The 24,906-nt window shown below is 66.2% G+C and carries 25 protein-coding genes and 1 riboswitch; of the genes, 7 read left to right on the top strand and 18 right to left on the bottom strand.

The features are described from left to right. Nucleotides 1-88: 88 nt before the first annotated feature. The 7 genes from IWX62_RS00690 to IWX62_RS00660 all read right to left on the bottom strand — a co-directional run bounded on the left by IWX62_RS00690 (nt 89) and on the right by IWX62_RS00660 (nt 8,120). Nucleotides 89-592: a CoA-binding protein gene (locus IWX62_RS00690; protein ID WP_196839446.1), complete on the bottom strand. Its 504-nt coding sequence runs from the start codon at nt 590-592 to the stop codon at nt 89-91. Beyond that, nucleotides 589-1,920 (bottom strand): O-acetylhomoserine aminocarboxypropyltransferase/cysteine synthase family protein, encoded by a 1,332-nt coding sequence (locus tag IWX62_RS00685; RefSeq protein WP_196839445.1) that lies wholly within the window; start codon nt 1,918-1,920, stop codon nt 589-591. Before IWX62_RS00685 ends, IWX62_RS00690 begins: the two co-directional genes overlap by 4 nt. Beyond that, complete coding sequence (gene sfnG, locus IWX62_RS00680) at nt 1,920-3,077, bottom strand: dimethylsulfone monooxygenase SfnG (protein WP_196839444.1); 1,158 nt, start codon at nt 3,075-3,077, stop codon at nt 1,920-1,922. The genes IWX62_RS00685 and sfnG overlap by 1 nt, the downstream gene beginning before the upstream one ends. Before the next feature lie 5 nt (nt 3,078-3,082). Then, nucleotides 3,083-3,187: riboswitch (SAM riboswitch) on the bottom strand. 77 nt (nt 3,188-3,264) lie between these two features. Beyond that, entirely contained in the window at nt 3,265-5,208 is a 1,944-nt protein-coding gene (gene acs / locus IWX62_RS00675; RefSeq protein ID WP_196839443.1) for an acetate--CoA ligase, read from the bottom strand. Further along, nucleotides 5,199-6,125: an ABC transporter permease gene (locus IWX62_RS00670; RefSeq protein WP_196839442.1), complete on the bottom strand. Its 927-nt coding sequence runs from the start codon at nt 6,123-6,125 to the stop codon at nt 5,199-5,201. The genes acs and IWX62_RS00670 overlap by 10 nt, the downstream gene beginning before the upstream one ends. Next, nucleotides 6,122-7,162, bottom strand: coding sequence for an aliphatic sulfonate ABC transporter substrate-binding protein (locus IWX62_RS00665; RefSeq protein WP_196839441.1), 1,041 nt, complete (start codon nt 7,160-7,162; stop codon nt 6,122-6,124). Before IWX62_RS00665 ends, IWX62_RS00670 begins: the two co-directional genes overlap by 4 nt. A 145-nt stretch (nt 7,163-7,307) precedes the next feature. Further along, a complete protein-coding gene (locus tag IWX62_RS00660; RefSeq protein WP_196839440.1) occupies nt 7,308-8,120 on the bottom strand; it encodes an ABC transporter ATP-binding protein in 813 nt (270 codons plus the stop codon). 205 nt (nt 8,121-8,325) lie between these two features. On the opposite strand from IWX62_RS00660, the gene IWX62_RS00655 reads away from it, so the two are divergent. Further along, nucleotides 8,326-8,742 (top strand): CoA-binding protein, encoded by a 417-nt coding sequence (locus tag IWX62_RS00655; RefSeq protein ID WP_196839439.1) that lies wholly within the window; start codon nt 8,326-8,328, stop codon nt 8,740-8,742. A gap of 6 nt (nt 8,743-8,748) precedes the next feature. Here the strand turns inward: IWX62_RS00655 and IWX62_RS00650 are convergent, their stop codons facing one another. Continuing rightward, nucleotides 8,749-9,576 carry a DUF1206 domain-containing protein gene (locus tag IWX62_RS00650; protein WP_196839438.1) on the bottom strand — a complete coding sequence of 276 codons (828 nt, stop codon included), beginning with the start codon at nt 9,574-9,576 and terminating at the stop codon, nt 8,749-8,751. Nucleotides 9,577-9,636: 60 nt separating this feature from the next. Between IWX62_RS00650 and IWX62_RS00645 the strand changes: the two genes are divergently transcribed. Beyond that, nucleotides 9,637-10,032 carry an MmcQ/YjbR family DNA-binding protein gene (locus IWX62_RS00645; protein ID WP_196839437.1) on the top strand — a complete coding sequence of 132 codons (396 nt, stop codon included), beginning with the start codon at nt 9,637-9,639 and terminating at the stop codon, nt 10,030-10,032. After that, the gene (locus IWX62_RS00640; protein WP_196839436.1) at nt 10,019-10,543 is read left to right on the top strand and encodes a DUF1990 family protein; all 525 of its coding nucleotides are present in this window, start codon (nt 10,019-10,021) and stop codon (nt 10,541-10,543) included. Before IWX62_RS00645 ends, IWX62_RS00640 begins: the two co-directional genes overlap by 14 nt. Nucleotides 10,544-10,550: 7 nt before the next feature. Here the strand turns inward: IWX62_RS00640 and IWX62_RS00635 are convergent, their stop codons facing one another. From IWX62_RS00635 to IWX62_RS00610, 6 genes are all read right to left on the bottom strand, one after another. Next, entirely contained in the window at nt 10,551-10,958 is a 408-nt protein-coding gene (locus IWX62_RS00635) for a DUF1304 domain-containing protein (protein WP_333483126.1), read from the bottom strand. A gap of 39 nt (nt 10,959-10,997) precedes the next feature. Continuing rightward, nucleotides 10,998-13,310 carry a phosphoribosylformylglycinamidine synthase subunit PurL gene (gene purL / locus IWX62_RS00630; protein WP_196839435.1) on the bottom strand — a complete coding sequence of 771 codons (2,313 nt, stop codon included), beginning with the start codon at nt 13,308-13,310 and terminating at the stop codon, nt 10,998-11,000. Next, complete coding sequence (gene purQ, locus IWX62_RS00625; RefSeq protein WP_196839434.1) at nt 13,311-14,069, bottom strand: phosphoribosylformylglycinamidine synthase subunit PurQ; 759 nt, start codon at nt 14,067-14,069, stop codon at nt 13,311-13,313. Further along, entirely contained in the window at nt 14,066-14,338 is a 273-nt protein-coding gene (gene purS / locus IWX62_RS00620; protein ID WP_196839433.1) for a phosphoribosylformylglycinamidine synthase subunit PurS, read from the bottom strand. The genes purQ and purS overlap by 4 nt, the downstream gene beginning before the upstream one ends. Nucleotides 14,339-14,507: 169 nt before the next feature. Beyond that, the gene (locus IWX62_RS00615; RefSeq protein ID WP_196839432.1) at nt 14,508-15,044 is read right to left on the bottom strand and encodes an SSI family serine proteinase inhibitor; all 537 of its coding nucleotides are present in this window, start codon (nt 15,042-15,044) and stop codon (nt 14,508-14,510) included. A gap of 80 nt (nt 15,045-15,124) precedes the next feature. Continuing rightward, on the bottom strand, nt 15,125-16,099 hold the full coding sequence (locus IWX62_RS00610; protein ID WP_333483125.1) for a 3-methyladenine DNA glycosylase: 975 nt from the start codon (nt 16,097-16,099) through the stop codon (nt 15,125-15,127). Between the two features lie 111 nt (nt 16,100-16,210). Between IWX62_RS00610 and IWX62_RS00605 the strand changes: the two genes are divergently transcribed. Together IWX62_RS00605 and IWX62_RS00600 are read left to right on the top strand one after the other, a co-directional pair. Next, entirely contained in the window at nt 16,211-16,417 is a 207-nt protein-coding gene (locus IWX62_RS00605) for a hypothetical protein (protein WP_196839431.1), read from the top strand. Nucleotides 16,418-16,501: 84 nt separating this feature from the next. After that, on the top strand, nt 16,502-16,783 hold the full coding sequence (locus tag IWX62_RS00600; protein WP_196839868.1) for a hypothetical protein: 282 nt from the start codon (nt 16,502-16,504) through the stop codon (nt 16,781-16,783). Here the strand turns inward: IWX62_RS00600 and IWX62_RS00595 are convergent. Further along, complete coding sequence (locus IWX62_RS00595; protein ID WP_196839430.1) at nt 16,780-18,072, bottom strand: aspartate kinase; 1,293 nt, start codon at nt 18,070-18,072, stop codon at nt 16,780-16,782. The genes IWX62_RS00600 and IWX62_RS00595 overlap by 4 nt on opposite strands. Before the next feature lie 163 nt (nt 18,073-18,235). On the opposite strand from IWX62_RS00595, the gene IWX62_RS00590 reads away from it, so the two are divergent. Together IWX62_RS00590 and IWX62_RS00585 are read left to right on the top strand one after the other, a co-directional pair. Next, on the top strand, nt 18,236-19,168 hold the full coding sequence (locus tag IWX62_RS00590) for an ABC transporter ATP-binding protein (protein ID WP_196839429.1): 933 nt from the start codon (nt 18,236-18,238) through the stop codon (nt 19,166-19,168). Further along, on the top strand, nt 19,165-20,301 hold the full coding sequence (locus IWX62_RS00585) for an ABC transporter permease (protein ID WP_196839428.1): 1,137 nt from the start codon (nt 19,165-19,167) through the stop codon (nt 20,299-20,301). The genes IWX62_RS00590 and IWX62_RS00585 overlap by 4 nt, the downstream gene beginning before the upstream one ends. A 132-nt stretch (nt 20,302-20,433) precedes the next feature. On the opposite strand, the gene recR is transcribed toward IWX62_RS00585, so the two are convergent. The 3 genes from recR to gluQRS are packed head-to-tail and all read right to left on the bottom strand — an operon-like array spanning nt 20,434 to nt 24,899. Next, nucleotides 20,434-21,030, bottom strand: a complete 597-nt coding sequence (recR, locus tag IWX62_RS00580) for a recombination mediator RecR (protein ID WP_196839427.1) — start codon at nt 21,028-21,030, stop codon at nt 20,434-20,436. A 39-nt stretch (nt 21,031-21,069) separates the two neighbouring features. Further along, a complete protein-coding gene (locus tag IWX62_RS00575) occupies nt 21,070-23,964 on the bottom strand; it encodes a DNA polymerase III subunit gamma and tau (protein ID WP_196839426.1) in 2,895 nt (964 codons plus the stop codon). 44 nt (nt 23,965-24,008) lie between these two features. Continuing rightward, on the bottom strand, nt 24,009-24,899 hold the full coding sequence (gene gluQRS, locus IWX62_RS00570; protein WP_196839425.1) for a tRNA glutamyl-Q(34) synthetase GluQRS: 891 nt from the start codon (nt 24,897-24,899) through the stop codon (nt 24,009-24,011). Nucleotides 24,900-24,906 lie beyond the last annotated feature (7 nt).

Raw genomic sequence — 24,906 nt, 5'->3', positions numbered from 1 at the left:
AGAAATGACCACTTTCCGGGGAAATTTCGGTCATTTCTGTTGACTCAACCCAAGGGGCGGGGCGGTGGGGGAGATGAGGTGGGCGGGGCTAGGCGGTGACCTGGCGCTTTGAGGAGATTACTCCCGTGTTGAAGCCGGCCAGGTTCAGCCCGCCGTGGAACCGGGCGTGCTCAATCTTGATACATCGGTCCATGACTACGTTGAGGCCAGCCTCCTCGGCGTCGTGCGCGACTCCCTCATGCCAGGACCCCAGCTGCAGCCACAGCGTCTTCGCGCCGACCGCCTTCGTCTCCTCAAGGACACCCGGGAGGTCGTCATGCTTCCGGAAGACGTCAACAATGTCGGGAACCTCGGGCAGGTCGGCCAGTGACGCATACACCGGCTGCCCCAGAATCTCCTTGGCCACCGGGTTCACGAAGTACAGCCGGTACGGCGACGACGACTGCAGGTACGTGGCCACAAAGTAGGACGCGCGGGACGGCTTGTCCGACGCCCCGACAATCGCCACCGACTTGGCATGACGCAGGAGGGCGAGCCGTTCGGGTGCTGACGGGCCCTCCCAGGTCCGTGCCGTTTCCAGATCAGCGCTCATGCCTGAACTCCTTCGGTGGGATTCGGTGCAGCGGCAAGGTGTGGCGTGGTGGCAAGGTCCAGCGCCTGGTCGATGTCCCACAGGATATCGTCAAGGTCCTCCAGTCCGATCGAGATCCTGACCAGGTCCTCGGGGATACCGGCCGTGACCAGCTGTTCAGCTGACAGCTGCTGGTGCGTCGTCGAGCCGGGGTGGATGACCAGGGTTCGTGCGTCGCCGACGTTCGCCAGGTGCGAGGCGAGCTGCAGCGATTCAATGAACTTCTGCCCGGCAGCCCGGCCGCCCTTCACCCCAAAGCTGAAGACCGATCCTGGCCCCTGCGGCAGGTATTTGGCTGCCCGCTCGAAGTGACGATGCGAGGGGAGCCCGGCGAAGTTCACGTACTCAACCCGGGGGTCGTTTTCCAACCACTCGGCGACCGCCTGCGCGTTGGACAGGTGCTCATCCATCCGCTGGGCCAGGGTTTCCACGCCCTGCAGCAGCTGGAACGCCGACATGGGGGAGAGGGACGGGCCGATATCCCGCAGCTGCTCGGTGCGCAGCTTGGTCAGGAACCCGTATTCGCCGAAGTTGGCCCACCACTGGATATTGCCGTAGGACGGTACCGGCTCCGTCATGGTGGGGAACTTGCCGTTGCCCCAGTCGAAGGTACCGGCCTCGACGACGACGCCGCCCAGGGTGGTCCCGTGCCCGCCGATGAACTTGGTGGCTGAGTGGATCACGATGTCAGCGCCGTGCTCGATTGGACGGATCAGGTAGGGGGTGCTCAGGGTGGAGTCGATGATCAGCGGCACCCCGGCGTCGTGGGCGATCTTCGCCAGCCCCTGGATGTCGGCGATCTCGCCGGACGGGTTGGCGATCACCTCGGCGTAGACGGCTTTTGTGTTGTCCTGGATGGCCGCGGCATAGTCGGCGGGGTCGGTGCCGGGCACAAATGTGGTGTCAATGCCGAACCGGCGCAGGGTCACATCGAGCTGGGTGACGGTGCCGCCGTACAGCTGGGAGGCCGCGACGATGTGATCGCCCGCCTGGCAGAGGGCAGCGAAGGTGATGAATTCGGCGCTCATGCCCGACGCCGTCGCGACCGCCCCGATGCCACCCTCCAGGGAGGCGATCCGCTCCTCGAACGCGGCGACCGTGGGGTTGCCGATCCGCGAGTAGATGTTGCCGTACTTTTGGAGCGCAAACAGGTTGGCGGCGTCGGCCGTGTCCTTGAACACGAACGACGTCGTCTGGTAGATGGGTACTGCCCGGGCCCCGTGGGCCGAGTCGGGAGTGCCTCCAGCGTGGAGGGCTCGCGTGCGGAAACCGAAGCTGCGGTCAGCCATCAGACACCTGCCTTAATATTCTCGGGTGTTACGTCGTCGACAATGAAATCTAGGCCCTCTTTGCGGGCGAGGTCCGCTTCAAGCTCGCGGACGATGGGGAGGATGTCCTTGCCGAAGGCTTCGACTTCCTCCTGGAAGTGCAGGTAGCAGGTCAGCATGAGGTTCACGCCGATCTTCTTGTACTCGACGATGCGCTCGGCGATCTGCTCGGGCGTCCCGATGAGCTGCGTTCTGAACCCGTCGTTGTACTGGATCAGGTCCTCGAAGGACGAGTCGGCCCACATACCCTTGCCGTCCCTGGTGGACGCGCCAGCCTCCTGGACCGCGTCCCGGAACCCTTCGACGGCTGGCTTATGCGCCTTGGCCACGATCTCCCGGAGGGTTTCACGGGCTTCCTTCTCGGTGTCCCGGGCAATCACGAAGCCGTTGAGCCCAAACCTCGGATGCCGCCCGGCGTCCGCCGCTGACGCCTGCACGCCCGCGACGTTCTCCTTGAACCCCTCGAGGTCCTTTCCGTTGGAGAAGTACCAGTCGGCCACCCGACCCGCGGTCGCCTGCGCCGCCGTCGAGTTCCCACCGAAGAAGATCTCCGGATGCGGCCGCCCGGGCACGTCAACGGGCGGCGGGTTGAGGGTGAAATCGGTGATGTTGTAGTACTTCCCGGCCTGGGAGTAGTTCTGCTCGGTCCACAGGCCGCGGAGGATCCTGATGAATTCCTCGGTGCGGACGTACCGTTCGTCGTGCTCCAGCCACGGCAGACCGAACCCGGTGAACTCACTCTTCAGCCAGCCCGAGACGATGTTCACCGCCGCCCGCCCACCGGAAATGTGGTCGGCGGTGATGATGAACTTCGCCAGGACACCCGGCTGCCACATGCCGGGATGGACTGCCGCAATCACCTTCAGCCTTTCCGTGGCCCCGAGCAGCGCCAGCGAGAACGCGGTGGCCTCGTGCTGCTTGTCGGCGCCGTACGACGCCGCGTACCGGGTCTGCGACAGGGCGTACTCGAAGCCGGCCCTTTCGGCGATACGCGCGAGTTTCTTGTTGTAGTCGAAGTCCCAACTGGTGCGCTGCTCAATGGTCGAAACGACCAGCCCGCCGCTCACGTTGGGAACCCAATAGGCGAATTTGAGGGGTTGGGAAAGGTCAATAGCCATGAAAACCTCCATCGTGCCTGGCATTAGCACCCTCATGTCACTGCCGGGGCAGTGGCCAGGGTTGCTGCGGTGTCAATGAGCCAGATCTCTCGTACCGCTCGGGATGGTCACCACCAGTGTGGCAGTCCCATCGTGGTAGGCCAAGAATGTTGCTCCCGGTTGCAGGTGCGGGCCTGGCTGCCCGGGGTCACGGCGACGCCCGCGCGGCCAGGACCGCGGCGATACCGGGCACGCACGCCTCGTTCTGCAGCGAGGTAGTGTCACCGAGTGTGGTGTTCTCGTACAGCTGGGTCAGCAACCGGCGCATGATCTTCCCCGACCGGGTTTTCGGGACGTCAGCGACGACGACGACGGCGGCAGGCTTGGCGATCGGCCCGATCACCGTTCCGACGTGATCCCGCAGGATCCTGGCCACCTCCTCCGGTGTGGGCACCCCGCCAGCCGATGAGGAGAGCACGACGAACGCGGCAATGGCATGACCGGTCAGCGGGTCGGCGACCGGGCACACCCCCGCCTCGATCACCCACGGGTGGGCCACCAGCGCCGATTCAATCTCAATGGTCGAGAGCCGGTGACCCGACACGTTGAGCACGTCATCGATGCGGCCGAGGATCCAGGTGTCGCCGTCGTCGTCATACCGGGCGCCGTCACCGGCCAGGAACCAGCCCTGGACTGCGAACTTCCGCCAATAGGAATCCAGGTAACGCTGTGGGTTGCCCCAGACGGTCCTCGCCATGGCGGGGCCGGTCTGGTCCACCACGATCAGGCCCTGCTCGCCCGGCGGGACCGGATGGCCGGCGTCGTCGACAATCCGGGTGCTCACGCCGGGCAGGGCGCGGGAGGCGCAGCCGGGCTTGAAGGACCCATCGGTGGGGCGGGGGGAGAGGATGGTGGCGCCGGTTTCGGATTGCCACCAGGTGTCCACCACCGGCGCGGTGCCGGCTCCAAGGTGTTTCCTGAACCAGCGCCAGGCCTCGGGGTTGGTCGCCTCACCGACCGTGCCGAGGATCCGGATGCTGGAGAGGTCGTAACCGGCTGGCACGCCGTCCGGGAACCAGCCCATCAGCGACCGGATCAGGGTGGGCGCGGTGTAATAACTGGTCACGCCGTAGCGCTCGATGATCTCGAAGTGCCGCCCCGGATGGGGGGTGTTGGGGGTGCCCTCGAAGATCACCTGGGTGGCGCCGTTGGAGAGCGGCCCGTAGATCTCGTAGGTGTGGGCAGTGACCCAGGCCAGGTCGGCAGTGCACCAGTGCACGTCGGCGTCCCGCTGGTCCGGGTCGGGGTGGCTAAACAGGTAGTCGAAGCTCCACGACGCCTGGGTGAGATACCCGCCGGAGGTGTGCACCAGGCCCTTGGGTTTCCCGGTGGTGCCGGAGGTATACATGATGAACAGGGGAGTCTCGGCGTCGAACGGCTCAGCGGTGTGCCGGGGTGAGGCGGCGTCGACGGCGTCATGCCACCAGACGTCGCGGCCCTCGGTCCAGTCGATGGCGCTGCCTGTGCGGCGGATCACCAGGACGTGTTCGATGCTGGTGGACCCCGAGACGGCCTCGTCGGCGTTGGCCTTGACCGGTACCGCCGCGCCGCGGCGGTACTGCCCATCGGTGGTGACCAGCAGCTTGGCTCCGGTGTCCTCGACCCGGAACCGGAGCGCCTCGGCGGAGAACCCACCGAATACCAGCGAATGCACAGCGCCGATCCTGGCGCAGGCCAGGGTGATGACGACGGTTTCCACGAGTACCGGCAGGTAGATGACCACCCGGTCGCCCTTGCCGATCCCCAGGTGCAGCAGGGCGTTGGCGGCGCGGGACACCTCATCCTGCAGCTGGGAGTAGGTGACGGTGCGACGGTCACCGGGCTCGCCCTCGAAGTGCAGGGCCACCTTGTCGCCCAGCCCGGCGTTGACGTGCCGGTCCACGCAGTTGTGGGCTACGTTGAGCTGGCCTCCGGCGAACCACTCGATGACTGGGACGGTGAGTTCCTCGCCGCCCGGAACAGGGAGGGCCGGCTGGAAGGTGTGCACCGAGGACCATCCGGTGGCCCAGTCCAGGCGGCGGGCCTGCTGTTCCCAGAATTCCAGCCGGTCGGTCTCGGTGAGCGGGTCGGCTTCCTGCAGCCTCACGCCCATCGCCGGACCGCCCACTTCTCGGCAATCCCCAGCAGCGCGTCGGTGGTCTTGCCGATGACGGCCAGCAGGATGATGGCCAGGAAGATCCTGTCCACCCGGCCGTTGTTTTGTGAGTCGCTGAGCAGATATCCGAGGCCCAGGGAAGAGGCGATCAATTCAGCGGCGACCAAAAACAGCCAGGCCTGCGCGAGACCCAGCCGCAGTCCCGAGAAAACTGAGGGAATCACCGCCGGCAACTGCACCGTGGTCAGCAGCTTGAACCCGTTGAGCCCGAACGCCCGGCCGGCCTCCACCAGGTTCCGGTCTACGTGACGCAACGCCAGATAGACGGTGGTGAAAACAGGGAAGAACGCCCCGATCAGGATCAGGGTGATCTTCGAATCCTCGCCGATCTTCATCCAGAGGATCAGCAGCGGCACCCAGGCCAGCGATGGAACGGCACGCAACGCGCCGATGGTCGGCGCCAGCAGAGCGTCGGCGATCCGGGACAGTCCCACCACGGAGCCGACCGCCAGGCCCAGGGCTGCGCCGAAGGTGAAGCCCAGGAGCACCCGTTGGGTGGAGATACCGACGTGGGTCCACAGCTCACCGCGCTGGATCAGTTCGACGGCGGCGTTGAACACCGCGGCAGGTGGCGGCACCTGGACAGCGCTGAACAGGCCGGTCACCGAGTTCAACTGCCACACGGTGACGATCAACGCGGGCAGGATCAGCCCGAGAAGCAGACGCACCCAGCCGTGCCGCAGCGGGCCGGCCTGGGACCATCCATGTGCCGGTCCGCCCCGTCCGGGCTGCGGCTGGGCGGCGTCTGCCGTTGCTACGGTGGAGCCGGGGGCTGCCAAGGGTGCAAGCCCCTCAGGCCTGGCCACTCCCGTAACACTGTTCCCGGTGGGATAGGGATTCCCGCCGCGGGTCATGAGGAAGCCTCAATCGCTGCGGGGTCTGCGTTACGCACCAGGGAGTCATCAAAGAGGGTGTCCAGCGCTTCGTCGACCTGTTCCTGACTGGATACGTCACCGGATTCGACGAACACCGGACCGATCTTCTCCAGCACGGCCCGCTGTGCCTCGCCCGGGGCCGGATCGACGTTGAGGTTGGTGCGATCGATGATGACAGCATTGGCGATCTCGACGTCGATTCCCGCCACCTCGGCGAGTATCTCCGCCGTTTCCTCAGGGTTCTCCTTCGCCCATTCGCGCGCCTTCTCGTAGGCGTTGACTACCATCTGGGCCACCTCGGGGCTCTCCGCCAGGAAGTCCTCGGTGGCGTTCAGGAACCCGTAGGTGTTGAAGTCGATGTCCCTGAAGAACAGCGTGGCACCGTCCTGCTCCGCCGAGGCCATAATCGGGTCAAGCCCCGACCACGCGTCGACCGACCCGTTGGCCAAGGCGGCCCGGCCGTCGGCGTGCTGCAGGTTCTGGACCGTCACCTCGGAGGGATCGATCCCGCCGGCCTCGAGGGCCTGCAGGAGGAAGAAGTAGGGGTCAGTGCCCTTAGTCGCGGCGATTGACTTGCCCCGCAGATCCTCGATCTCCTTGATATCGGAATCCGCGTTGGTCACCAGGGCTGCCCATTCCGGCTGGGAGTAGATGTCGATGGCCTTGATGGGCGACCCGTTGGATCGGGCCAGGAGGGCGGCTGAGCCGGCGGTGGAGCCGACGTCGATCGCTCCGGCCCGCAACGCCTCATTAGCCTTGTTGGACCCGGCGGACTGGATCCAGTTGACGGTGATGTTCTCGGCGGCGAGCTCGTCCTCAAGCCAGCCCTGCTCCTTGATGACCAGGCTCAGCGGGTTGTAGGTGGCGAAGTCGATGTTCAGTTCGCCACCGGCAGGACCAGCCGATTCGGCGTCTTCACCGGCCATGCAACCCGTGAGGGTGAGCGAGGCGACGGCGGCGAGTGCTGCAGCGGCCAGAACGGTGCGGCGGGGGGAAGGTGCTGGTGTGCGGTTCATGAGGGTCCTTTGGGGTGAGACACATTGCCCGGGCCGGGTTGTGTAGAACGAACAAAAATGGAGTGGGTGCGAGCGCGGCACCGGGTACCGCGACACTGCACAGAGTGAAGGCGGTGGTGCCGGAAGGCAGGAAGGAGAACGCGGCCTAGTGGCCGGTGACTCCGAGGGAAGCCAGCAGGGAGCTGCGCATTCGGCCCAGATCCGCCGAGTTGCGGTTACGGGGGCGATCCCCGGGCACAGTCAGCACCTCGGTGATCGTCGCCCCGGGCTGGTCGCCCTCGCCGCCGAGGACGACGATGCGGTCGGCCAGTTGCAGTGCTTCGTCGACGTCATGGGTAACAAGCAGCACCGTGGTCGGCTGGGCCTGGTGGATATCGAGCAGGAGATCCTGCATCTTGATCCGGGTGAGTGCGTCCAGCGCACCGAAGGGTTCGTCAAGAAGCAGGACACCCGGGTTGCGCGCCAGGGCACGCGCCAGCGAAGCCCGCTGCGCCATTCCGCCGGAAACTTCCCGCGGCCGGTGCTTGGCGAAGGCACCCAGTTCGACAAGATGCAGCAGTTCTGCCACCTTGGCTTTGCCTTCACTGGCGCTGGAGGCTTTGGGCAGCCCGATCGCCACGTTGGCCTGCAGGGTGTGCCAGGGCAGGAGCCGCGGCTCCTGGAAGGCGACAGCACAGCGTTCGTCGATACCGTGGACTTCGATACCGTCAATCAGTACCGATCCGGCGTTGAGCGCATCGAGTCCGGCGGCGGCCCGCAACAGGGTGGATTTGCCGCACCCGCTGGGGCCGAGAATGGCGAGTACCTCGCCGGCGTGAACCTCAAAATTGATGTCCCGGAGGACGGTGCGGCGGTCGGAGATCGGGCCGAAGCTACGGCCGAGGCCCGCGAAGGTGACGGTCAGTGCCTGCTTGGGGGCCAGGGAAGTTCTCGGATGTGGTGATGCCAGAACGCTCATAGAGTCAACTCCATCGGTCCTGGCGGTAGCACCCTACTGTCACCGGCTGACTGTAGTCAGCCGGATGGCCAGGGTTGCTGCGGCTTCATCGATCCAGGTCTCTCGGCCGCTCGGGATGGTCAAGGACTACTAAACTCCTGTATACGGGTTCTTCGCAAGTGCTGGCGTAACAATCCGACTGATTGCAGCGAAAGGGCGTACCACCATGACACACACCAATGACCCCGAGGTGATCCGCTCGCTGCTCACGACGCCGGCACGCTGGGCAGTGGTGGGCCTGTCCAATAACCCCCGCCGGGCGGCGCTCGGCGTCTCCCGGTTTCTGATTGACCATCTGGGAATGGAGGTCATCCCGGTGAGCCTCAAGGGTGACTCGGTGCATGGGCAGACCGGATACCAGCGGCTAGCCGATATCCCCGGGACCATCGACGTCGTCGACTGTTTTGTGAACTCCTCCAAAGTGGGGGCGGTGGTGGATCAAGCCATTATGGTGGGCGCGAAAGCTGTCTGGCTCCAGCTGGGGGTCATCGACGAAGCAGCCGCGGCCCGCGCCGCGGCCGCGGGCCTTGCGGTCGTCATGGATACCTGCCCGGCGATCGAAGCGCCGCGTCTGGGGCTGTAGCGCTGGCTACATCTTCTGGTATCGGGAGCGGATCACCATGAACACGCCGTAGGCGATTAGGCCCAGGGCAACAACGCCGAGAATCCACGCGCCATAGGGCTGGTCCTGCAGGGACTTCAGGGCGCCGTCCAGGCCGGTGGACTCTTCGGGATTATTCTTCACCGTAGCCACAATGAACAGCAGGCCCAGCACCAGCAGGGCAACACCCTTGGCGATGTAACCGACCATGCCCAGACGGATCACCGCTGTGCCCGCGCCCTTGCCCGGTAGCCCTGACAGGTTCTTGGTGAAGTGCCTGGTTGCACCGCTGTAGACGAAGTATCCGCCCACCACCATCACCCCGGCTCCAATAGCCATCAACAGGATGGAACCGGCGGGGTTGGACATGAGGGACGCGCTCAGGTTCTGGGTGCTTTCGCTGCTGTCGCTGCTGCCACCCGCGGCGTAGGAGGCGAAGGTGCCGCCGATGACACCGTAGGTGACCGCCTTGGCACCGTTCTTGGCGCGGAACTTGAGTTTGTCGGAATCCTTCAGCCCGCGGGCGCCGAAGAATACTTCGCTGACCATGAACAGGGCCAGTGCAATCGATCCGAGAGCGCACCCCCAGAGGAGCAGCGCCCCGCCGGGTCCGTCGCCCAGCGCGCTGATCGCGCCGCTTTGGTCGGCGCTGCCGGACCCGCCCATCGCCACCCGCAGCGCGATGACGCCGATCAGCAGGTGGAGCAGACCAGCAGCGATGTAGCCGGCCCGGGCCGCAATCTCAAATGCCTTGGACTCCGAGACGTCCTCGGCGGTGTCCACTGCCTTGTCGGCCTGGCGTTTTGCCTCGCTCATGGTGCGCTCCTGCGGTTGGTGTCCTCCCATCCTGCCACTAGTTGGCGGTACGCTCGCCCTATGGATCCAGTTAGTCTGCGTGAGTTTTGCCTGGCACTGCCGGGCACCTTCGAGGACTTCCCGTTTGGTCCGTCGGCGTCGGTGTTCAAGGTGAAAGCTCCCGGGGGCACCGCGAAGATGTTCGCCCTCTCCGACCTGTCGGATCCGCAGCTGTCGGTGAGCCTGAAGTGTGAGCCTCTGTTGGCGGAGCAGCTGCGCGCCGCGCACCCGGAAATCGTCGGGGCCTACCACCTGAACAAAACACACTGGAACGGTGTGTCGTGCACCGGTAGTCTCCCCGAGCCGATGATCCGCGACATGATTGAGGATTCCTACGACCTTGTGGTGGCATCCCTGCCCACGAGGGACCGTGTGATGCTCGGCTGGAGCAGATGGGCAGCAGATGACGACACCTAGTTTTACGTATGAGCCGGTGGGATTGAGTCAGCGCGGTGAGTCACCGGATGGTTTCCGGACGGTCAGCCGCAGGGCCCGGGTGGGCACGGGCCACGCCGCGTATGTCCGGCTGGCGGACGGCATCCTGTGCTGGGACCTGCACCGCGGTGCAGGTCTGAGTGTGCCCGCGGACCAGGGCCGGGCGACCGCCGGCCGCGGGGTGGTTCCCGGCTTCGGGGTGGGCCGGTTACGGCTGCCCGCACCGTGCCGCGTGGTGTGGGTAGAGGAGCCGACCGACGACGGCGGCGCGCAGCGGGCCGGGTTTGGGTATGGCACGCTGCCGGGCCACCCGGAACGGGGCGAGGAAGCGTTCATCGCCGTCCTGGACCCGGACGGTGCCGTCTACTTCGAGGTGTTTGCCTTCAGCCGGCACGCCAACTGGTTCTTCACACTGGGTGCGCCGGTGGCCCGGTTCTGCCAGGAACTGGTCACCCGCCGGTACCTGGCCGCCGCTCGACGGCTGGCCAGCTGACCCAGGACTAGCCGGGCAGCAGAAGGCTGGCGAGGGCAACCGCCGGCGCCCCGCCCTGGATCGCCGCTGCGACCGCCAGCCGGTGGTTGCTCAGGATCAGCACGAGGGCGGCGAGCAGCATCGACGCCAACGCCAGCAACAGCATCCCGTAACCTACCGCCCGGACGCTACCGTCGCCCGTGACCGCGAGGACCACGCCCAGCAGCGCCCCGATCGCCAGGAACAGGTTGTAGAAGCCCTGGTTGAAGGCCATCGGCCGCAGGGTTTCAGCGTCCCCGGCCGACCTCACGCCAAACCGGGACCACACCGCCCGGTGCCGCCACCGCAGGGACTCCAGCACGAAAATATACACGTGGATCAGCCCAGCAGTGACGCCGAAGAGCACCGTGAGCAGGGGCAAGGCAGGCACCATCATGGCCCCACAGTACCCCCGCCGTTGCCCGGTGCCCCGCGGTTAGGCGAAGCGCGCGGGCAGGGTCGCCTCGTGGGCGGTGCGCAGCTCATCCAGCGGCAGGGTGAAGTGGCCCTGCACGTCGAGGGCACCGCTTTCGACGTCGACCACACCGATCCGCAGGTGCGGGTAGTTGCGTGCCGTGCACATGTCGTTGAACCGGACCTCTTCGGAGCGGGCGACGCTGACGACGGCGCGCCCCTGCGACTCGGAGAACAGTGCGGTGAACGGGTCGATGCCGTCGCGCTCGCAGAGCTCATCGATTCCGATCCGCGCGCCGACGCCGAAGCGCAGAGCCGCCTCCGACAGTGCAGCGGCAAGTCCACCCTCGGACAGGTCGTGGGCGGCGTCGATCATGCCGTCGCGGGAAGAGTTGATGAGGATGGCGGCGAGGGTCTTCTCCGCCGTCAGGTCAGCCACCGGGGGCTGACCGCCGAGGTGGCCTCGCAGGTTGGCCCACTCGGAGCCGTCCAGCTCATCCCGCGTGGTGCCGAGCAGGTAGATGGCCTGCCCGTCGTCGCGCCAACCCGAGGGGGTGCGGCGGGCGACGTCGTCAAACACGCCGAGAACTCCGACCACCGGGGTCGGGTGGATCGGCACGCCGCCGGTCTGGTTGTAGAGGGACACGTTGCCGCCGGTGACGGGGACCCCGAGTTCCTGGCAGGCGTCGGCGAGCCCACGGACGGTTTCGGCGAACTGCCACATCACCTCGGGGTCCTCCGGGGAACCGAAGTTCAGGCAGTCGGTGACGGCCAGCGGCTTGGCGCCGGCGGTAGCTACGTTCCGGTAAGCCTCGGCGAGGGCCAGGCGGGCACCCTCGTAGGGGTTGAGGTAGGAGTAGCGGCCGTTGGCGTCGGTGGAGATGGCGACACCAAGACCGGTTTCCTCATCCACCCGGATCACACCGGCGTCGTCGGGCATGGCCAGGGCCGTGTTGCCCTGCACAAACCTGTCGTACTGGTTGGTGATCCAGTCCTTCGAGCACATGTTTGGCGAAGACATCAGTTCGAGCACCGCGGCGCGCAGGCCCTCGCCGTCCGCCGGCCGGTCGCCGTCGAACGTGTTCTCCTGCAGCGTGTCGAGCCAGGTGGGGCGGTGGAACGGCCGGTGGTAGACCGGGCCGTCGTGGGCCACGGTGCGGGGATCGACGTCGACAATCTTCTCGCCATCCCATTCGATAATGAGGCGACCGGTGTCCGTGACCTCACCGAGCCACGAGTACTCGACGTTCCACTTGTCCATGATGGCTTCGAACGCGGCGGCGTTGGCCGGGGTGACGACAGCCATCATGCGTTCCTGGGACTCGGACATCAGGATTTCGCCGGGGGTCAGCGATGGATCGCGCAGCAGGACGTCGGTCAGTTCAACGTGCATGCCGCCGTCGCCGTTGGACGCCAACTCGGACGTGGCACAGGAGATGCCGGCGGCGCCGAGGTCCTGGATGCCCTCCACCACTGAGGCCTTGAACAGTTCGAGGCAGCACTCGATGAGCACCTTCTCGGCGAACGGGTCGCCCACCTGGACGGCCGGGCGCTTCGACGGCTTGTCGGCGTCAAAGGATTCGGAGGCCAGCACCGAAGCGCCGCCGATGCCGTCGCCGCCGGTGCGGGCGCCGAACAGGACCACCTTGTTGCCCACGCCCGAGGCGTTGGCCAGGCGGATGTCCTCGTGGCGCAGGACGCCGACAGCCAGTGCGTTGACCAGCGGGTTGCCCTGGTAGACGGAGTCGAACACCACTTCGCCGCCGATGTTCGGCAGGCCCAGGGAGTTGCCGTAGCCGCCGATGCCGGAGACGATGCCATGCACCAGCCGGGGGGTGTCGGGGTGGTCGATGGCGCCGAAACGCAGCGGATCCATGATCGCGACCGGGCGGGCGCCCATCGAAATGATGTCGCGGACAATGCCACCGACGCCGGTGGCAGCACCCTGGTAAGGCTCCACGAAGGAGGGGTGGTTGTGGGATTCCACCTTGAAGGTCACGGCCCAGCCGTCACCGATGTCGACGACGCCAGCGTTTTCACCGATGCCCACGAGGAGGTGCTCCTTCATGGCGTCGGTGACCTTGTCGCCGAACTGCGCCAGGTGCACCTTCGACGATTTGTAGGAGCAGTGCTCGCTCCACATCACCGAATACATGGCCAGCTCGGCGGCGGTGGGACGGCGGCCGAGGATCTCGACCACCCGGTCGAACTCGTTTTCCTTCAGGCCGAGCGCGGCCCAGGGGAGTTCGACGTCGGGAGTCCCGGTGGCGTGGGCCACGGTGTCGATGTTGAACTTGCGGGCCTCGGCAGGCACGGCTGAGCTATTGAGGGTCACTTACTTAACCAGCTTCTTCAGTACAGAGGTGAATATTCCCAGTCCGTCGGTGCCACCGCGGACACCGACCTGTCCGGCGGCCGAGGAGTCGGGACCGAAGCCAGCTTCGACAGCGTGTTCGGGATGGGGCATCAGTCCCACCACGTTTCCGGCAGCGTTGGAGATTCCGGCGATGTCGCGGCGGGACCCGTTGGGGTTGCCGCCCACGTAGCGGAACACCACCCGGCCTTCACCCTCCAGCTCGTCCAGGGTGCGTTCGTCGGCAACGAACTGTCCGTCCTGGTTTTTCAGGGGAACCACGATCTCGTCACCCGCAGCGTAGGAGGCGGTCCACAGGGTGGCGGCATTCTCGACGCGAAGACGCTGATCCTGGCAGAGGAAATGCAGGTGGTTGTTCTTGATCATGGAGCCGGGCAGCAGGTGAGCCTCGGTGAGGACCTGGAAGCCGTTGCAGATTCCCAGCACGGGCAGCGCGTTGTCGCCACCCGAGGCGGCGGCGGTGATCTGTTCCATCAGGGGAGCGAACCGGGAGATGGCGCCGGCGCGCAGGTAGTCGCCGTAGGAGAAACCGCCGGGGATGACGACGGCGTCAACGTTCTGCAGGTCGTGGTCGCCATGCCAGAGGGGGACAGCTGTGCCGCCGGCGAGGCGCACCGCGCGGGCGGCGTCGCGGTCGTCGAGGGAGCCAGGGAACGTGACTATCCCGACCCGGACCGAGTCAAGCGCCGCCCCGTCCTCGGTTGCGAGCACCTGAGTCATTTGGCGTCCTCGCCCGGTCCGTCGGTGAGCACCTCAACGCGGGTCACGTCTTCGATGACCGGGTTCGACAGAAGGGTGGCAGCGGCGGCGCGTGCCTGCTCCAGCAGCTCTTCGGTCACCTCGCCGTCTACGGTGAGTTCGAAGCGCTTGCCCTGGCGGACCCCGGTGAACCCGGTAAAGCCCAGCCGCGGCAGCGCTCCGGCAATGGCCTTACCCTGCGGGTCAAGAATCTCGGGTTTAGGCATGACGTCAACAATTATCCGGGGCATCCGGTTACTCCTGGGCTCAAGGTGCGTTAAATGCAGTGGCTTCGGAGGTGCCGTCTCACGCTGAGGAAAATGGTGAATCCAGCGCTCCGCGAGCTTGCGCCCCCAGTCTACCGGGGATCACCCACAGCCCGGAATTTCGGGTGGTAGGGGGTGTTCAATGCGGCACCGGCTACAGGGTGCCGGTGCCACCTGGCGTTCCAAGCAGCGGCTCAAACATGGTCCACCGGTCAATCTCGCAGCCATTCTCCCGGGAAAAGCTGGCCATGACCTGTTCCCCAGCGACGGTGCCCTTCACGACGGCGGTCTCCGGTCCTCCGTACTGCATGGTGCACATGGCGTCGGGGTCCGGCTCCGCCGCGACCAGATCGCCGTGCTCCGCCAGCACCGCGCAGGCCGCAGCAGGATCCGGCAAGGCCGATTCACCGACGGGCTCCCCGGCTGCGCAGGTGAGCTCGTAGGTGACCGGCTCGGCGTCGTCGCCGGCGGTGACGATGACCGTGAGCTCAGATTCGGTGGCGGGGTCGATACTTGCCGACGGGTCAGGAGCTGTTGTCGGCGGCTGGGTGGTCGGCTCGCCGGTTGCGGAGCCCGGGGGTGTTCCCCCACTTTCTGCACCGCAGCCGGTGAGGAGCAGCAGGATCAAGCCGGCACCCACCAGGACGGCTGGCGGCGTCAACGGGCGGCGGGAAAGGTGTTCGCGGATCATGGAATCTCTCCTTATCCTGGCGACGGACTACGCCGCGGCTGCTGGTGAGTCGGTTTCCCGATGGTGCGGACGGACCATCACTAGCTCAACGCCGGTTGCGTCCCGGCCAGTTCCACGTTCTCCAAAGCGGTACCCAATCGTTGCCGAAGGTGTTGGGACTCGTCGGAGAATCTGCGTTGCAGACGGGCGTATTCGGCGCGGCCCGCTGGTGTCTCGATGCGGATCGGTTCGTAGCCCCAGTGGGCTAGATCATAGGGCGAGGCCCGCATGTCCATCGCCCGGATCCGCCACGCCAGTTCAAAACAATCCATCACCAGGTCACTGGAGAGTAGGGGGGTCAGCTTGTACGCCCATTTGTACAGGTCCATGTTGGCGTGCAGGCACCCGGGTTGTTCGAGGTCACGCTGCGTTTCCCTGGTGGGTTGCAGGGCGTTCAGGGGGACCGCCTGCGGTGTGTAGAACCGGAAGGCGTCGAAGTGCGTGCAACTGATCTTGCTGTCTTCAACCAACCGGTCGGTTCCCTCGCCCCCGAGCCGGAGCTCAAGGTACTCGTGGCGCACCCCGTTGACCTGCGACCGGTACGCCATCGCCCACTCGTGCAAGCCGAAACAGCCCAGTTGGGCCCGGCGGGCCTGCGTGCGGCGGACAATGATCGCAGCGAAGCGCAGGGCCTCCGTCCGGTCGCGGCGGAACGCGTCGACGTCGGCGGTGACGGCGTCGACGTCGTCCTCCAGGGCCAGCTCCGTGCGCTCGGCTACCGTCAGCGTCCGATAGTGCTTCCAGGTGGTCCGCTCGGCGGCCTCCGGGCCGGTGAGTACGACGCCGGCTCCCGGGTGCCAGCGCGACAACTGGCCCGGTTTCTGGGTGTAGTAGGTGAACAGGAAATCCTCAACCGGGTGCTTCAACCCGGCAGACCGCCGTTCCAGGTAAGGGCGGGCGAAAGGTTCGACCCGTGCCCGATGGGACGTCGTGGCGGAGAGCCACCGGTCCCGTTGCAGGACCGTCAGAGCGCCCGGCCGGGCCGTCGCCGTCGCACTGATCGATAAGCTGCTCACCCCTCCAGTGTCTCACCGCGGCCCCATCCGGTCGACGTCGGGGACCGGTCAACCCGGGAGGATAATGGGAAGCGGAAGACGTTCATCGATCAGCAGCGCGGAAGGAACACCATGGCGGGTAAGCCCAGTTTTGTGCAGCGGTTCATGACAGCGACGGGGAGGGCCCGCGCAGTGTTTGGGCCAGCCCAGAGCAGTTCGCTCGACCACCCCATGACCCGGGAGAACCAGGCGCTGCTGAAGGACCGTGAAGCCGACGCGTCGCAGTGGGAAACGGTGAAGCGTCCGGACGGCAGCACCTACATTGTGCCCAGGAGTTAGCTGCCCGGTTTTCGGCGGCGCCTTTTCCTTCCACCGGCGGTAAAATTGGCGGCAGGCGTATCGCGTGGAGAGAAGGCGGTTCGAATGAAAGATCATCCAGGGGCAACACCACGAAAGTGGCTGAGGAACCCGGCCAGGATATTCATGGGCCCGGCGGAGCGGAGCGATCCCAGCCTGCCCGTCGTTCACCGGCACGACGAATTCGAGCAGGCGTCGGAGGCCGATCTTGCCGGATTCGAGGTGGAGGAGGACTCGACCGGTCACCACTACGCCGTGCGTAGGGAGCACCCGCCGGCCCGGCCACCCGAGCCCATCACGAAGTACACCGACTACACCGGCAAGAAAGTCCTACACACTGAGGATTAGCGCCCGGTGCCGGCGTGGACGGTGGCCACCGTTTCGCCGTCGAGCTCAAATGCGGCGTGCACGGCCCGGACCGCGCGGTCCAGCAGGTCTGCATCGGTCACCACGGAGATGCGGATTTCCGACGTCGAGATCATGTCGATGTTCACTCCCGCATCGGAGAGCGCCTTGAAGAACCGGTAGGACACCCCGGGATTCGACCTCATTCCTGCGCCGATCAGCGACAGCTTGCCGATCTTCTCGTCGTAGTCGACGCTCTCATAGCCCACCCGTTCCTGGGCAGCCTTCAGAGCGGCCAACGCTTCAGACCCCTCGACGATCGGCAGCGTGAAGGAAATGTCGGTGCGCCCGGACCCGTGCGTCGACACGTTCTGCACAATCATGTCGATGTTGGAATGCGCTCCAGCGACAATGCCGAAGATTTCCGCAGCCTTCCCGGGAATATCGGGGACACCCACCACGGTGACCTTCGCTTCCGAACGGTCATGGGCGACGCCCGAGATGATGGGCTGTTCCATGGGATCTCCCTCTTGAATCTTGATGTGGTCGTCGGGGCTGGGCAGGACCCAGGTGCCCTCCTGCTCGCTGAACGAGGACCGCACGTGCAGGCGGACGCCGAACCGGCGGGCGTACTCGACGCTGCGCAGGTGCAGGATCTTGGCGCCCGAAGCCGCCATTTCCAGCATCTCCTCGCTGGAAATCTGATCGATCTTCCGTGCGCTCGGCACCACGCGCGGATCCGCGCTGTAGATGCCGTCGACGTCGGTATAGATTTCGCACACGTCTGCAGTGAGCGCCGCGGCCAACGCCACCGCCGTGGTGTCCGACCCGCCACGACCCAGCGTGGTGATGTCGTTACTCTCGCGGCTCATCCCCTGGAAACCAGCGACGATGGCAACGTCGCCGCGGTCAATCGCGGATCTGATCCGGTGCGGTGACACGGAAATGATGCGGGCGCGTCCATGGATGGCGTCCGTGATCATGCCGGCCTGGCTGCCGGTGAAGGACTGGGCTGACGCGCCGAGCCCCTGGATGCCCATCGCCAGCAGTGCCATGGAGATACGCTCGCCGGCGCTCAGGAGCATGTCCATTTCGCGGGGGTTGGCGACGACGTCGTTGGAGACCTGGGCGGCAAGGTCGAGCAGCTCGTCGGTGCTGTCACCCATCGCCGAGACGACAACCACCACCTGGTGGCCGGCGCGCTGTGTCTGGACGATCCGCTGCGCGACACGCTTGATGCCGGCGGCGTCCCCAACTGAGGAGCCACCAAACTTCTGGACGATCAAGCTCATGCGCACGCTCGCTGACGGATAAGTGGGTGAGGCCGTGCGACATCGTTGGCGCTGCGGTTGACGGTCCAAGTTTAGCCCTGCGGGAAATGCGTCAGCCAATTGTGCGTCCGATTGTTCCGCCCAGGATCACCTGAACGTGACGTGCATCGCATAGTGTTCAACTATGAACAACGAGTATGGGGGAATCGTTGCCAGGGGAATCGCGAGGAGTTTCGGCTCCGTCGCGGCCATCAGGCACATCGACTTTGCGGCGCCGCCCGGGGAGGTGACAGCGCTGATTGGGCCCAACGGATCGGGTAAAACCACTCTGCTGCTGATCCTGGCCTCGCTCCTGGCGCCCGACGACGGAACGCTCACCGTGGGCGGTGTGGACCCGATGCAGGACGCCGCCGCCGTGCGGCGCAGGGTCGGGTGGATGCCCGACACCCTGGGGGTCTGGGAATCGCTCACCGCCACCGAGATCCTCACCACGATGGGTTCGCTGTACGGGATGCCGGTGGACCACCGCCGCGAGCGTGCTGCAGAGTTGCTCGCCGCCGTCCGGCTGGAGGAGTTCGCCGATAAACCCGCGCGGGTTTTGTCCCGGGGGCAGCAGCAGCGGCTGAGCCTCGCCCGGGCATTGATCCACGATCCAGCCGTGCTCCTTCTGGATGAGCCGGCGTCCGGGCTTGACCCCGGATCCCGGGTGGAACTCCGGACCACGCTGCGTTCCCTGGCGGACCAGGGCAAGACCATCGTGGTGTCGAGCCATGTGCTCTCCGAACTCGACGAGATCGCAGACCGTGCGGTGTTCATCAACCGGGGCGAGTCGGTCAAGAATCAGACCCTCGACGAAGCCGGCACCCAGATCCGCCGCTACTACATCCAGGCCGATCCTCTGCAGCCGCTGGCCGACGCGCTGGCCAGTCACGGCGTCGAGTTTGAGGTGCGCGGGGACTCCCGCCGCGCCGAGTATCAGGTCCTTGTCAGCAGTACCGACCAGGCGGCGTGGCTCCTGCGCACCCTGGTCCTGGCCGACGTCGCCATCACCGCCTTCGCGCCGGCTGGTGGCGCCCTCGAAGAAACCTACATGAGCCTCGATACGGACAACCAATGAGCATCTCAATCACCGAGCAACCGGGCTCCACCGGTGCGTCCTCCGACCTCGCCCTGACCTATTGGGGCGGGGTAAAAGCGGTCTTCGGCCTGGAGATGCGGCAGCGACTGCGGGCCCGGGCCTGGTACATCATGCTGGTCGTCTGGTTCTTCGTGATTGGCCTGGTGTTCCTGCTGGCGTCGTTGACGACGGCGTCAACCTTCGGAAGCGGCGCCATCCTCTTTGACCTGGTGGTGGGATTCGTCCTGTTCTTCGGGCTGCTGGTCGCGCCGGGGCTGTCCGCCAATGCAGTCAATGGGGACCGGGCCGCCGGTACTCTTGCCATCCTGCAGATCACTCTCCTGACGCCCGGTCAGATCCTGTGGGGCAAATGGCTTGCCTCGTGGGTGGCGTCGCTGGCTTTCCTGCTGGTCAGTACGCCGTTTATCTTCTGGGCGCTCGCGTTGGGTGGGGTCAACCCGGCGGAAGCGTTTGTCTCCTTGCTGATGCTCAGCATCGAGTTGGGCATCGTGTCGGCGATCGGTATCGGCATCTCGGCGCTGGCCAACCGGCCTCTGTTCTCGATCGTGACCACCTACATGGTGGTGGCACTGCTGGGCATCGGCACCCTCATCACGTTCGGGCTAAGCTACGCCCTGGTTGAAGAAGACAACGCGGAGGTCACCTACTCCTACATGGAATACCCGCCGGGCACCGACTTCTCGCAGGAGATTCCGGCGTCGGTGGAGTTGGAATGCGTTACCCGGACCGAGGTCCAGACGGTGCACCACACCGAGCGGACGGCGTGGCTGTTGGCCGCGAACCCCTTCGTGATCGTGGCCGACTCGGTGCCCTATTCCCGCGGAGGCGGTTTTGGTCAGGTTGCAGCGCCGATGAGCTCGGACGTGTATGTCCAGCCGGGCGTGATGGAGGGCATCAGTCAGGGAGTCCGTCTCCTGCAGGCCGGCCCCGACTACGAGATGACCTGCGAGGAGGCACAAGGTACCGGGCGGGACCTGCCTGAAGGGGGATTCCCGATCTGGCCCCTCGGGTTGGTGCTGCAGTCGGCGCTAGCGGGCGGCCTGCTGTGGCTTGGCCGCCGCAAACTCACCACTCCCACCCGGCGCCTCGCGCAGGGGACGCGGATCGCCTGACCTGGGGGAGCAAAGCGGACCGGATGGGTCAACCTGGAGATCGGTGACCGGATTGTTGCCCACCGATCTCCAGATTGACCACCGGATCGGGGTTCGAGGGCCAGCGACCATCGGTCGGCTGCCCAGGAATAGCTAGGAAACGGTGCGGCGCCCCTCGAAGGCACGGCCGAGGGTCACTTCGTCGGCATATTCGAGGTCGCCGCCGACCGGCAGCCCGGAGGCGAGTCGGGTCACTTTGATCCCGATGGTCTTCAGCATCCGTGCCAGATAGGTGGCGGTCGCTTCACCCTCGAGATTGGGGTCGGTGGCGATGATAATCTCTTCGATCTGATCGTCGGAGAGCCGGCTCAGGAGTTCGCGGATCCTGAGCTGGTCGGGACCGATGCCGGCAATAGGGTTGATGGCGCCGCCGAGCACGTGGTACCGGCCCCTGAAGGATCGGGTCCGTTCAACGGCGATCACGTCTTTTGACTCTTCCACCACGCAGATCGCTGTTGGATCGCGGCGCGGGTCACGGCAGATGCCGCAGGTTTCCTGCTCGGCGACGTTGCCGCACACCGTGCAGAATTTGACCCGTTCCTTGACCGTGACGATGGCATTGACGAGGCGCTTGATGTCCTCGCCGTCGCCTTCCAGAATGTAGAAGGCCAGCCGTTGAGCCGACTTGGGTCCGACGCCTGGAAGACGGCCCAATTCGTCGATGAGCTCCTGGACTGCGCCTTCGTACACTGGACCTTCTTCTGGTTGCTAATTCACTGGGACTGACCGCTACGGGCTGTCGACGCCGCGTTCTTCAATCAATTTTCCGTTCAGGATGCGTTCGATGGCTGAGCGCCCAACCAGCCCCGACTCTTCGATGGTTTCATCATCGGCGCTGGGCTCGTCCTCAACGTAGGTCAAGTCTACGGCGCCCTTCCGCGGATTAGCCGCTTCCTCCTCCAGACGCTTGCGCTCCGCCTCGTCGAGCAGACGCTGATATCGGCTGAGCGGTTTCGCCGGTGGCGTTGCGGCCGTCGGTGGTGGAGTGGCTGGTCCAGGCGCGGTTGCCCGCGGAGGCTGTTCGCGCGGTGTATTCGAGGGTTTCGCCGCAGGCAGGTCCTGGGATTTCTCCCGGACGGGCGTCGCGGTCGGCGCAGGTCGGGCGTCCGGCGCATCCGGTGCAGGTGCGGGCTGCGACGGGCGGCGGGTGGACAATGTGTCCTCGGGCTCTGCGCTGGTGGGTTCGGCAGTCTGCCAGGCGTTGCTTTCCGGACCCAGATCGTATTCGTCGGAGGGCGGTTCCACGGAGGCCCAGGAGTCGTCAGGCTCCGCGGGAGTCCTGCTTCGCTGGGGCCGACTCGAGGCGGCAGCCGGAGCGCCGGGGGTTTGCCGGGCAGGACCGCTCTGGTTCGCGCCGGTGCTCGGGCCGGTATTCCAACGAGCCGGCGCTGCCCCACGTGACTGGTCCGTAGCCCGGGAAGGGGCCGCCGCGGCCACAACCCGTGGCCGGGCATTGCCCGGTGCAGGGGATGCCTCTGGCCCGGAATTCGTCGATGCGGGGGTGGACGCCGAGGGTGCGGCGGCTGATGGTGCTGGCTGCGAGGGTGGCCGCTCTGTCGATGCGGCCGCCCCGGGCGATGTTGCGGTCGCGGCAGGTTCTGCGGGGCTGGCGGCGGATACAGCAGGTTCTGCGGGGCTGGCGGCGGGCGGAGGGACAGCCGGGGTTGCACCCTGGTCAGAGACGGCTGGCGTCTGGCGTGACGGGGCCGTCGTCGGGAGCGCCTGGCTGGGCTGACCCGATTCGGGCGTTGACCTGCTGGGGGGCTCCGTCGGCGCCTGCCGACTAGTGGGTACTTTTGGGTTTGGCTCACCCGCTGACGCGGCGCCGTCGTGGAGCACTTCAATGGTGACGTTGAGGGCAAGGATCTTGTGGATCGCCTGCTTCACGTTGTCCATATGGGTGCCACGCTGGAACGCGATGGCGTTTCCCTGCGTTGCGAAAGCGAGCACCAACTGGTTTCCGTTCATGGTCCGCGGCTTCGCGTCGGGATTGACGTTGAGCCAGGTGGTCCGCTTGATCCGGGCCAGCTCATCCATGATTTCGGGCCATGCGCGGCGGATCATCTCCACCTGTGGGGCGCCGGACGCTGGAGCCGCCGCTACCCGTTCCTGCCGGGCTGGTTCCGGCGCGGCGGGAGCTGAAGCGGGTGCCGCTGGGCCTCTGGGCGCCGAGGGGCCCGGATCTGTCGAAACGGGAGCCGATGCTGCGGGCGTCACCGGGGTCGACGCGTCAGGCGACGTCGAAGCCGGCGCTGTCTCGACCGGGTCTGTTTCCTCCGGCCACGCCGAATCACTGGGGGCTATGCGCTCCGGTGACGGGGTCACGGGCATCGGGGTTGCAGGGGTTGCGGCGGGCGGTGTTAATGTTGCCGGCGGGCTGGTGGGTGCGCTGGACGCGGGAGCGGGCTCCACAGCTTTGGCGGCCGGTCCTGCAGTCTGGTCCGGAACGGCTCCGGATCCGGCATACTGCAGGCGACGCTCAATCCTGTCGACGCGCGCCAGGGTTCCCCGCTCGGTTTCGTCGGCGGCCGGCAACAGGATGCGGGCGCACAACAGTTCGAGGTGCAGGCGCGGTGATGTGGCGCCGGTCATCTCGGTGAGTGCCGTATTGGTGATGTCGGCGGCACGGGAGAGCTCGCCGCGACCCAGCTGGTTCGCTTGGGTGCGCATCCGATTCAGCTGGTCATCCGGGGTGCCTCGAAGGATCGCTGCGGCGCTGTCCGGGACCGCGTTGACGATGATGAGGTCACGGAACCGCTCCAGAAGGTCCTCAACGAACCTGCGGGGGTCGTGACCGGTCTGGATTACCCGGTCGACGGCGCTGAACACCGTGCCGGCGTCGCCCGCTGCGAAGGCGTCGACGACGTCGTCGAGCAGGGACGCGTGCGTGTACCCGAGGAGGGACACGGCAAGTTCGTAGTCGAGCCCATCCGGACCGGCACCAGCCATGAGCTGGTCGAGCACAGAGAGGGAATCGCGCACCGAGCCGCCGCCAGCCCGGATCACGAGGGACAACACGCCGGGGGCCACCGGGATGCCCTCCTGCTGGCAGAGGAGATCGAGATAAGCCATCAACGGTTCGGGCGGGACCAGCCGGAACGGGTAGTGGTGGGTGCGGGACCGGATGGTGCCGATCACCTTGTCCGGTTCGGTGGTGGCGAAGATGAACTTGATGTGCTCAGGCGGCTCTTCAACGATCTTCAGCAGCGCGTTGAAGCCCGCCGAGGTCACCATATGGGCCTCATCGATGATGAAGATCTTGTACCGGTCGCGGACGGGTGCGAAGGTGGCGCGTTCCCTGAGGTCCCGGGCGTCGTCAACGCCGCCATGGCTGGCAGCGTCAATCTCAATCACGTCGAGGCTGCCCGAGCCGCCGCGGGCCAGCTCCACGCAACTGTCGCAAACACCGCAGGGGACCGGAGTGGGGCCCTGGGCACAGTTCAGGCAGCGCGCCAGAATGCGTGCTGAAGTGGTCTTTCCGCAACCTCGGGGCCCGGAGAACAGGTAGGCGTGGTTGACCCTGCCCTTCTCGATGGCGGCCATGAGGGGCTCAGTGACGTGCTCCTGGCCAATGACATCCGCGAAGGCTTCGGGACGGTATCGGCGGTAAAGGGCTGTGCTCACAGAAGAACCCTATCGGTTGGTGGTGACGTAGTGCAGCGGTGGCATCAGGACAGGTTGCCGGGCTCGACTGTCCAGGCTTCGCGTGGCACTCGCTCGGGGTGAAACGCCTCCAACGCTCCTGCCAGCGTACCCGGCGGGAGCCCCGCCGAACGAAGGATCAGGTCCCGTACCCGGTCACCGCTCCACCCATGATCGGCGAGGGATTCGAGGGTGACGGCGCCGTCCCGTTTGGCGAGCCGTTGTCCCTGCCGGTTCAGGGCCAGGGGAACGTGCGCGTACCGGGGTGGGGTGATTCCCAGCAGGGTGGCGAGGTAGGCCTGCCGTGGCGCGGAGCTGAGCAGGTCATCGCCGCGGACCACCTGGTCCACCCCCTGGGCGTCGTCGTCGACCACCACTGCCAGGTTGTAGGCGGGCACACCATCGCTGCGGACAACGACAAAGTCATCCACTGGGCCCGTGTACTCGCCGTGCAGCTGATCACTGATAGTCCAGGTGGAGGCGCCCGACCGGAGCCTGAGCGCCGGCGGGCGGGCTTGTTGGGGGCGTTCCGACGGGGCGAGGTTACGACAGGTGCCCGGGTAGGAGCCGGGCAGGCCGTGTGGTGCTGTGGCTGCCTCGGCGATGTCCCGGCGGGTGCAGAAGCATTCGTAGAGCAGGTCAGCTTCCCGCAGGGAGCCAACGGCTGCCTCGTACGAAGGGATGCGCTCGCTTTGGCGGACCGGCGTCCCATCCCAGGTGAGCCCGACGGCGGCCAGCTCGGCGAGCTGCGCGTCCTCGGCTCCAGCGCGGGCCCGGTCCAGGTCCTCGATTCGCAGGAGGAACGTCCGTCCGGTGCTGCGGGCGAACAGCCACGCGAGCATGGCGGTGCGGAGATTCCCCAGGTGCAGCTCTCCGGATGGGCTGGGTGCAAAGCGTCCGGCGCCGGGGCTGTTCATCGGTGCT

It is taken from the genome of Arthrobacter sp. CAN_A1 (assembly GCF_015751665.1).
Taxonomy (GTDB): domain Bacteria; phylum Actinomycetota; class Actinomycetes; order Actinomycetales; family Micrococcaceae; genus Arthrobacter_D.
This window is presented reverse-complemented; position numbering and strand designations above follow the sequence as displayed.

What these genes read in the sequence shown, in the direction of transcription:
- IWX62_RS00650 (WP_196839438.1), bottom strand. Translation starts at nt 9,576, where the DNA reads ATGAGCGAGGCAAAACGCCAGGCCGACAAGGCAGTGGACACCGCCGAG.
- IWX62_RS00605 (WP_196839431.1), top strand. Translation starts at nt 16,211, where the DNA reads ATGGCGGGTAAGCCCAGTTTTGTGCAGCGGTTCATGACAGCGACGGGG.
- IWX62_RS00690 (WP_196839446.1), bottom strand. Translation starts at nt 592, where the DNA reads ATGAGCGCTGATCTGGAAACGGCACGGACCTGGGAGGGCCCGTCAGCA.
- gluQRS (WP_196839425.1), bottom strand. Translation starts at nt 24,899, where the DNA reads ATGAACAGCCCCGGCGCCGGACGCTTTGCACCCAGCCCATCCGGAGAG.
- purS (WP_196839433.1), bottom strand. Translation starts at nt 14,338, where the DNA reads ATGCCCCGGATAATTGTTGACGTCATGCCTAAACCCGAGATTCTTGAC.
- IWX62_RS00655 (WP_196839439.1), top strand. Translation starts at nt 8,326, where the DNA reads ATGACACACACCAATGACCCCGAGGTGATCCGCTCGCTGCTCACGACG.
- IWX62_RS00595 (WP_196839430.1), bottom strand. Translation starts at nt 18,072, where the DNA reads ATGAGCTTGATCGTCCAGAAGTTTGGTGGCTCCTCAGTTGGGGACGCC.
- IWX62_RS00685 (WP_196839445.1), bottom strand. Translation starts at nt 1,920, where the DNA reads ATGGCTGACCGCAGCTTCGGTTTCCGCACGCGAGCCCTCCACGCTGGA.
- IWX62_RS00585 (WP_196839428.1), top strand. Translation starts at nt 19,165, where the DNA reads ATGAGCATCTCAATCACCGAGCAACCGGGCTCCACCGGTGCGTCCTCC.
- IWX62_RS00640 (WP_196839436.1), top strand. Translation starts at nt 10,019, where the DNA reads ATGACGACACCTAGTTTTACGTATGAGCCGGTGGGATTGAGTCAGCGC.
- IWX62_RS00660 (WP_196839440.1), bottom strand. Translation starts at nt 8,120, where the DNA reads ATGAGCGTTCTGGCATCACCACATCCGAGAACTTCCCTGGCCCCCAAG.
- IWX62_RS00600 (WP_196839868.1), top strand. Translation starts at nt 16,502, where the DNA reads ATGAAAGATCATCCAGGGGCAACACCACGAAAGTGGCTGAGGAACCCG.
- IWX62_RS00670 (WP_196839442.1), bottom strand. Translation starts at nt 6,125, where the DNA reads ATGACCCGCGGCGGGAATCCCTATCCCACCGGGAACAGTGTTACGGGA.
- sfnG (WP_196839444.1), bottom strand. Translation starts at nt 3,077, where the DNA reads ATGGCTATTGACCTTTCCCAACCCCTCAAATTCGCCTATTGGGTTCCC.
- acs (WP_196839443.1), bottom strand. Translation starts at nt 5,208, where the DNA reads ATGGGCGTGAGGCTGCAGGAAGCCGACCCGCTCACCGAGACCGACCGG.
- purQ (WP_196839434.1), bottom strand. Translation starts at nt 14,069, where the DNA reads ATGACTCAGGTGCTCGCAACCGAGGACGGGGCGGCGCTTGACTCGGTC.
- IWX62_RS00635 (WP_333483126.1), bottom strand. Translation starts at nt 10,958, where the DNA reads ATGATGGTGCCTGCCTTGCCCCTGCTCACGGTGCTCTTCGGCGTCACT.
- IWX62_RS00665 (WP_196839441.1), bottom strand. Translation starts at nt 7,162, where the DNA reads ATGAACCGCACACCAGCACCTTCCCCCCGCCGCACCGTTCTGGCCGCT.
- IWX62_RS00590 (WP_196839429.1), top strand. Translation starts at nt 18,236, where the DNA reads ATGAACAACGAGTATGGGGGAATCGTTGCCAGGGGAATCGCGAGGAGT.
- IWX62_RS00645 (WP_196839437.1), top strand. Translation starts at nt 9,637, where the DNA reads ATGGATCCAGTTAGTCTGCGTGAGTTTTGCCTGGCACTGCCGGGCACC.
- IWX62_RS00615 (WP_196839432.1), bottom strand. Translation starts at nt 15,044, where the DNA reads ATGATCCGCGAACACCTTTCCCGCCGCCCGTTGACGCCGCCAGCCGTC.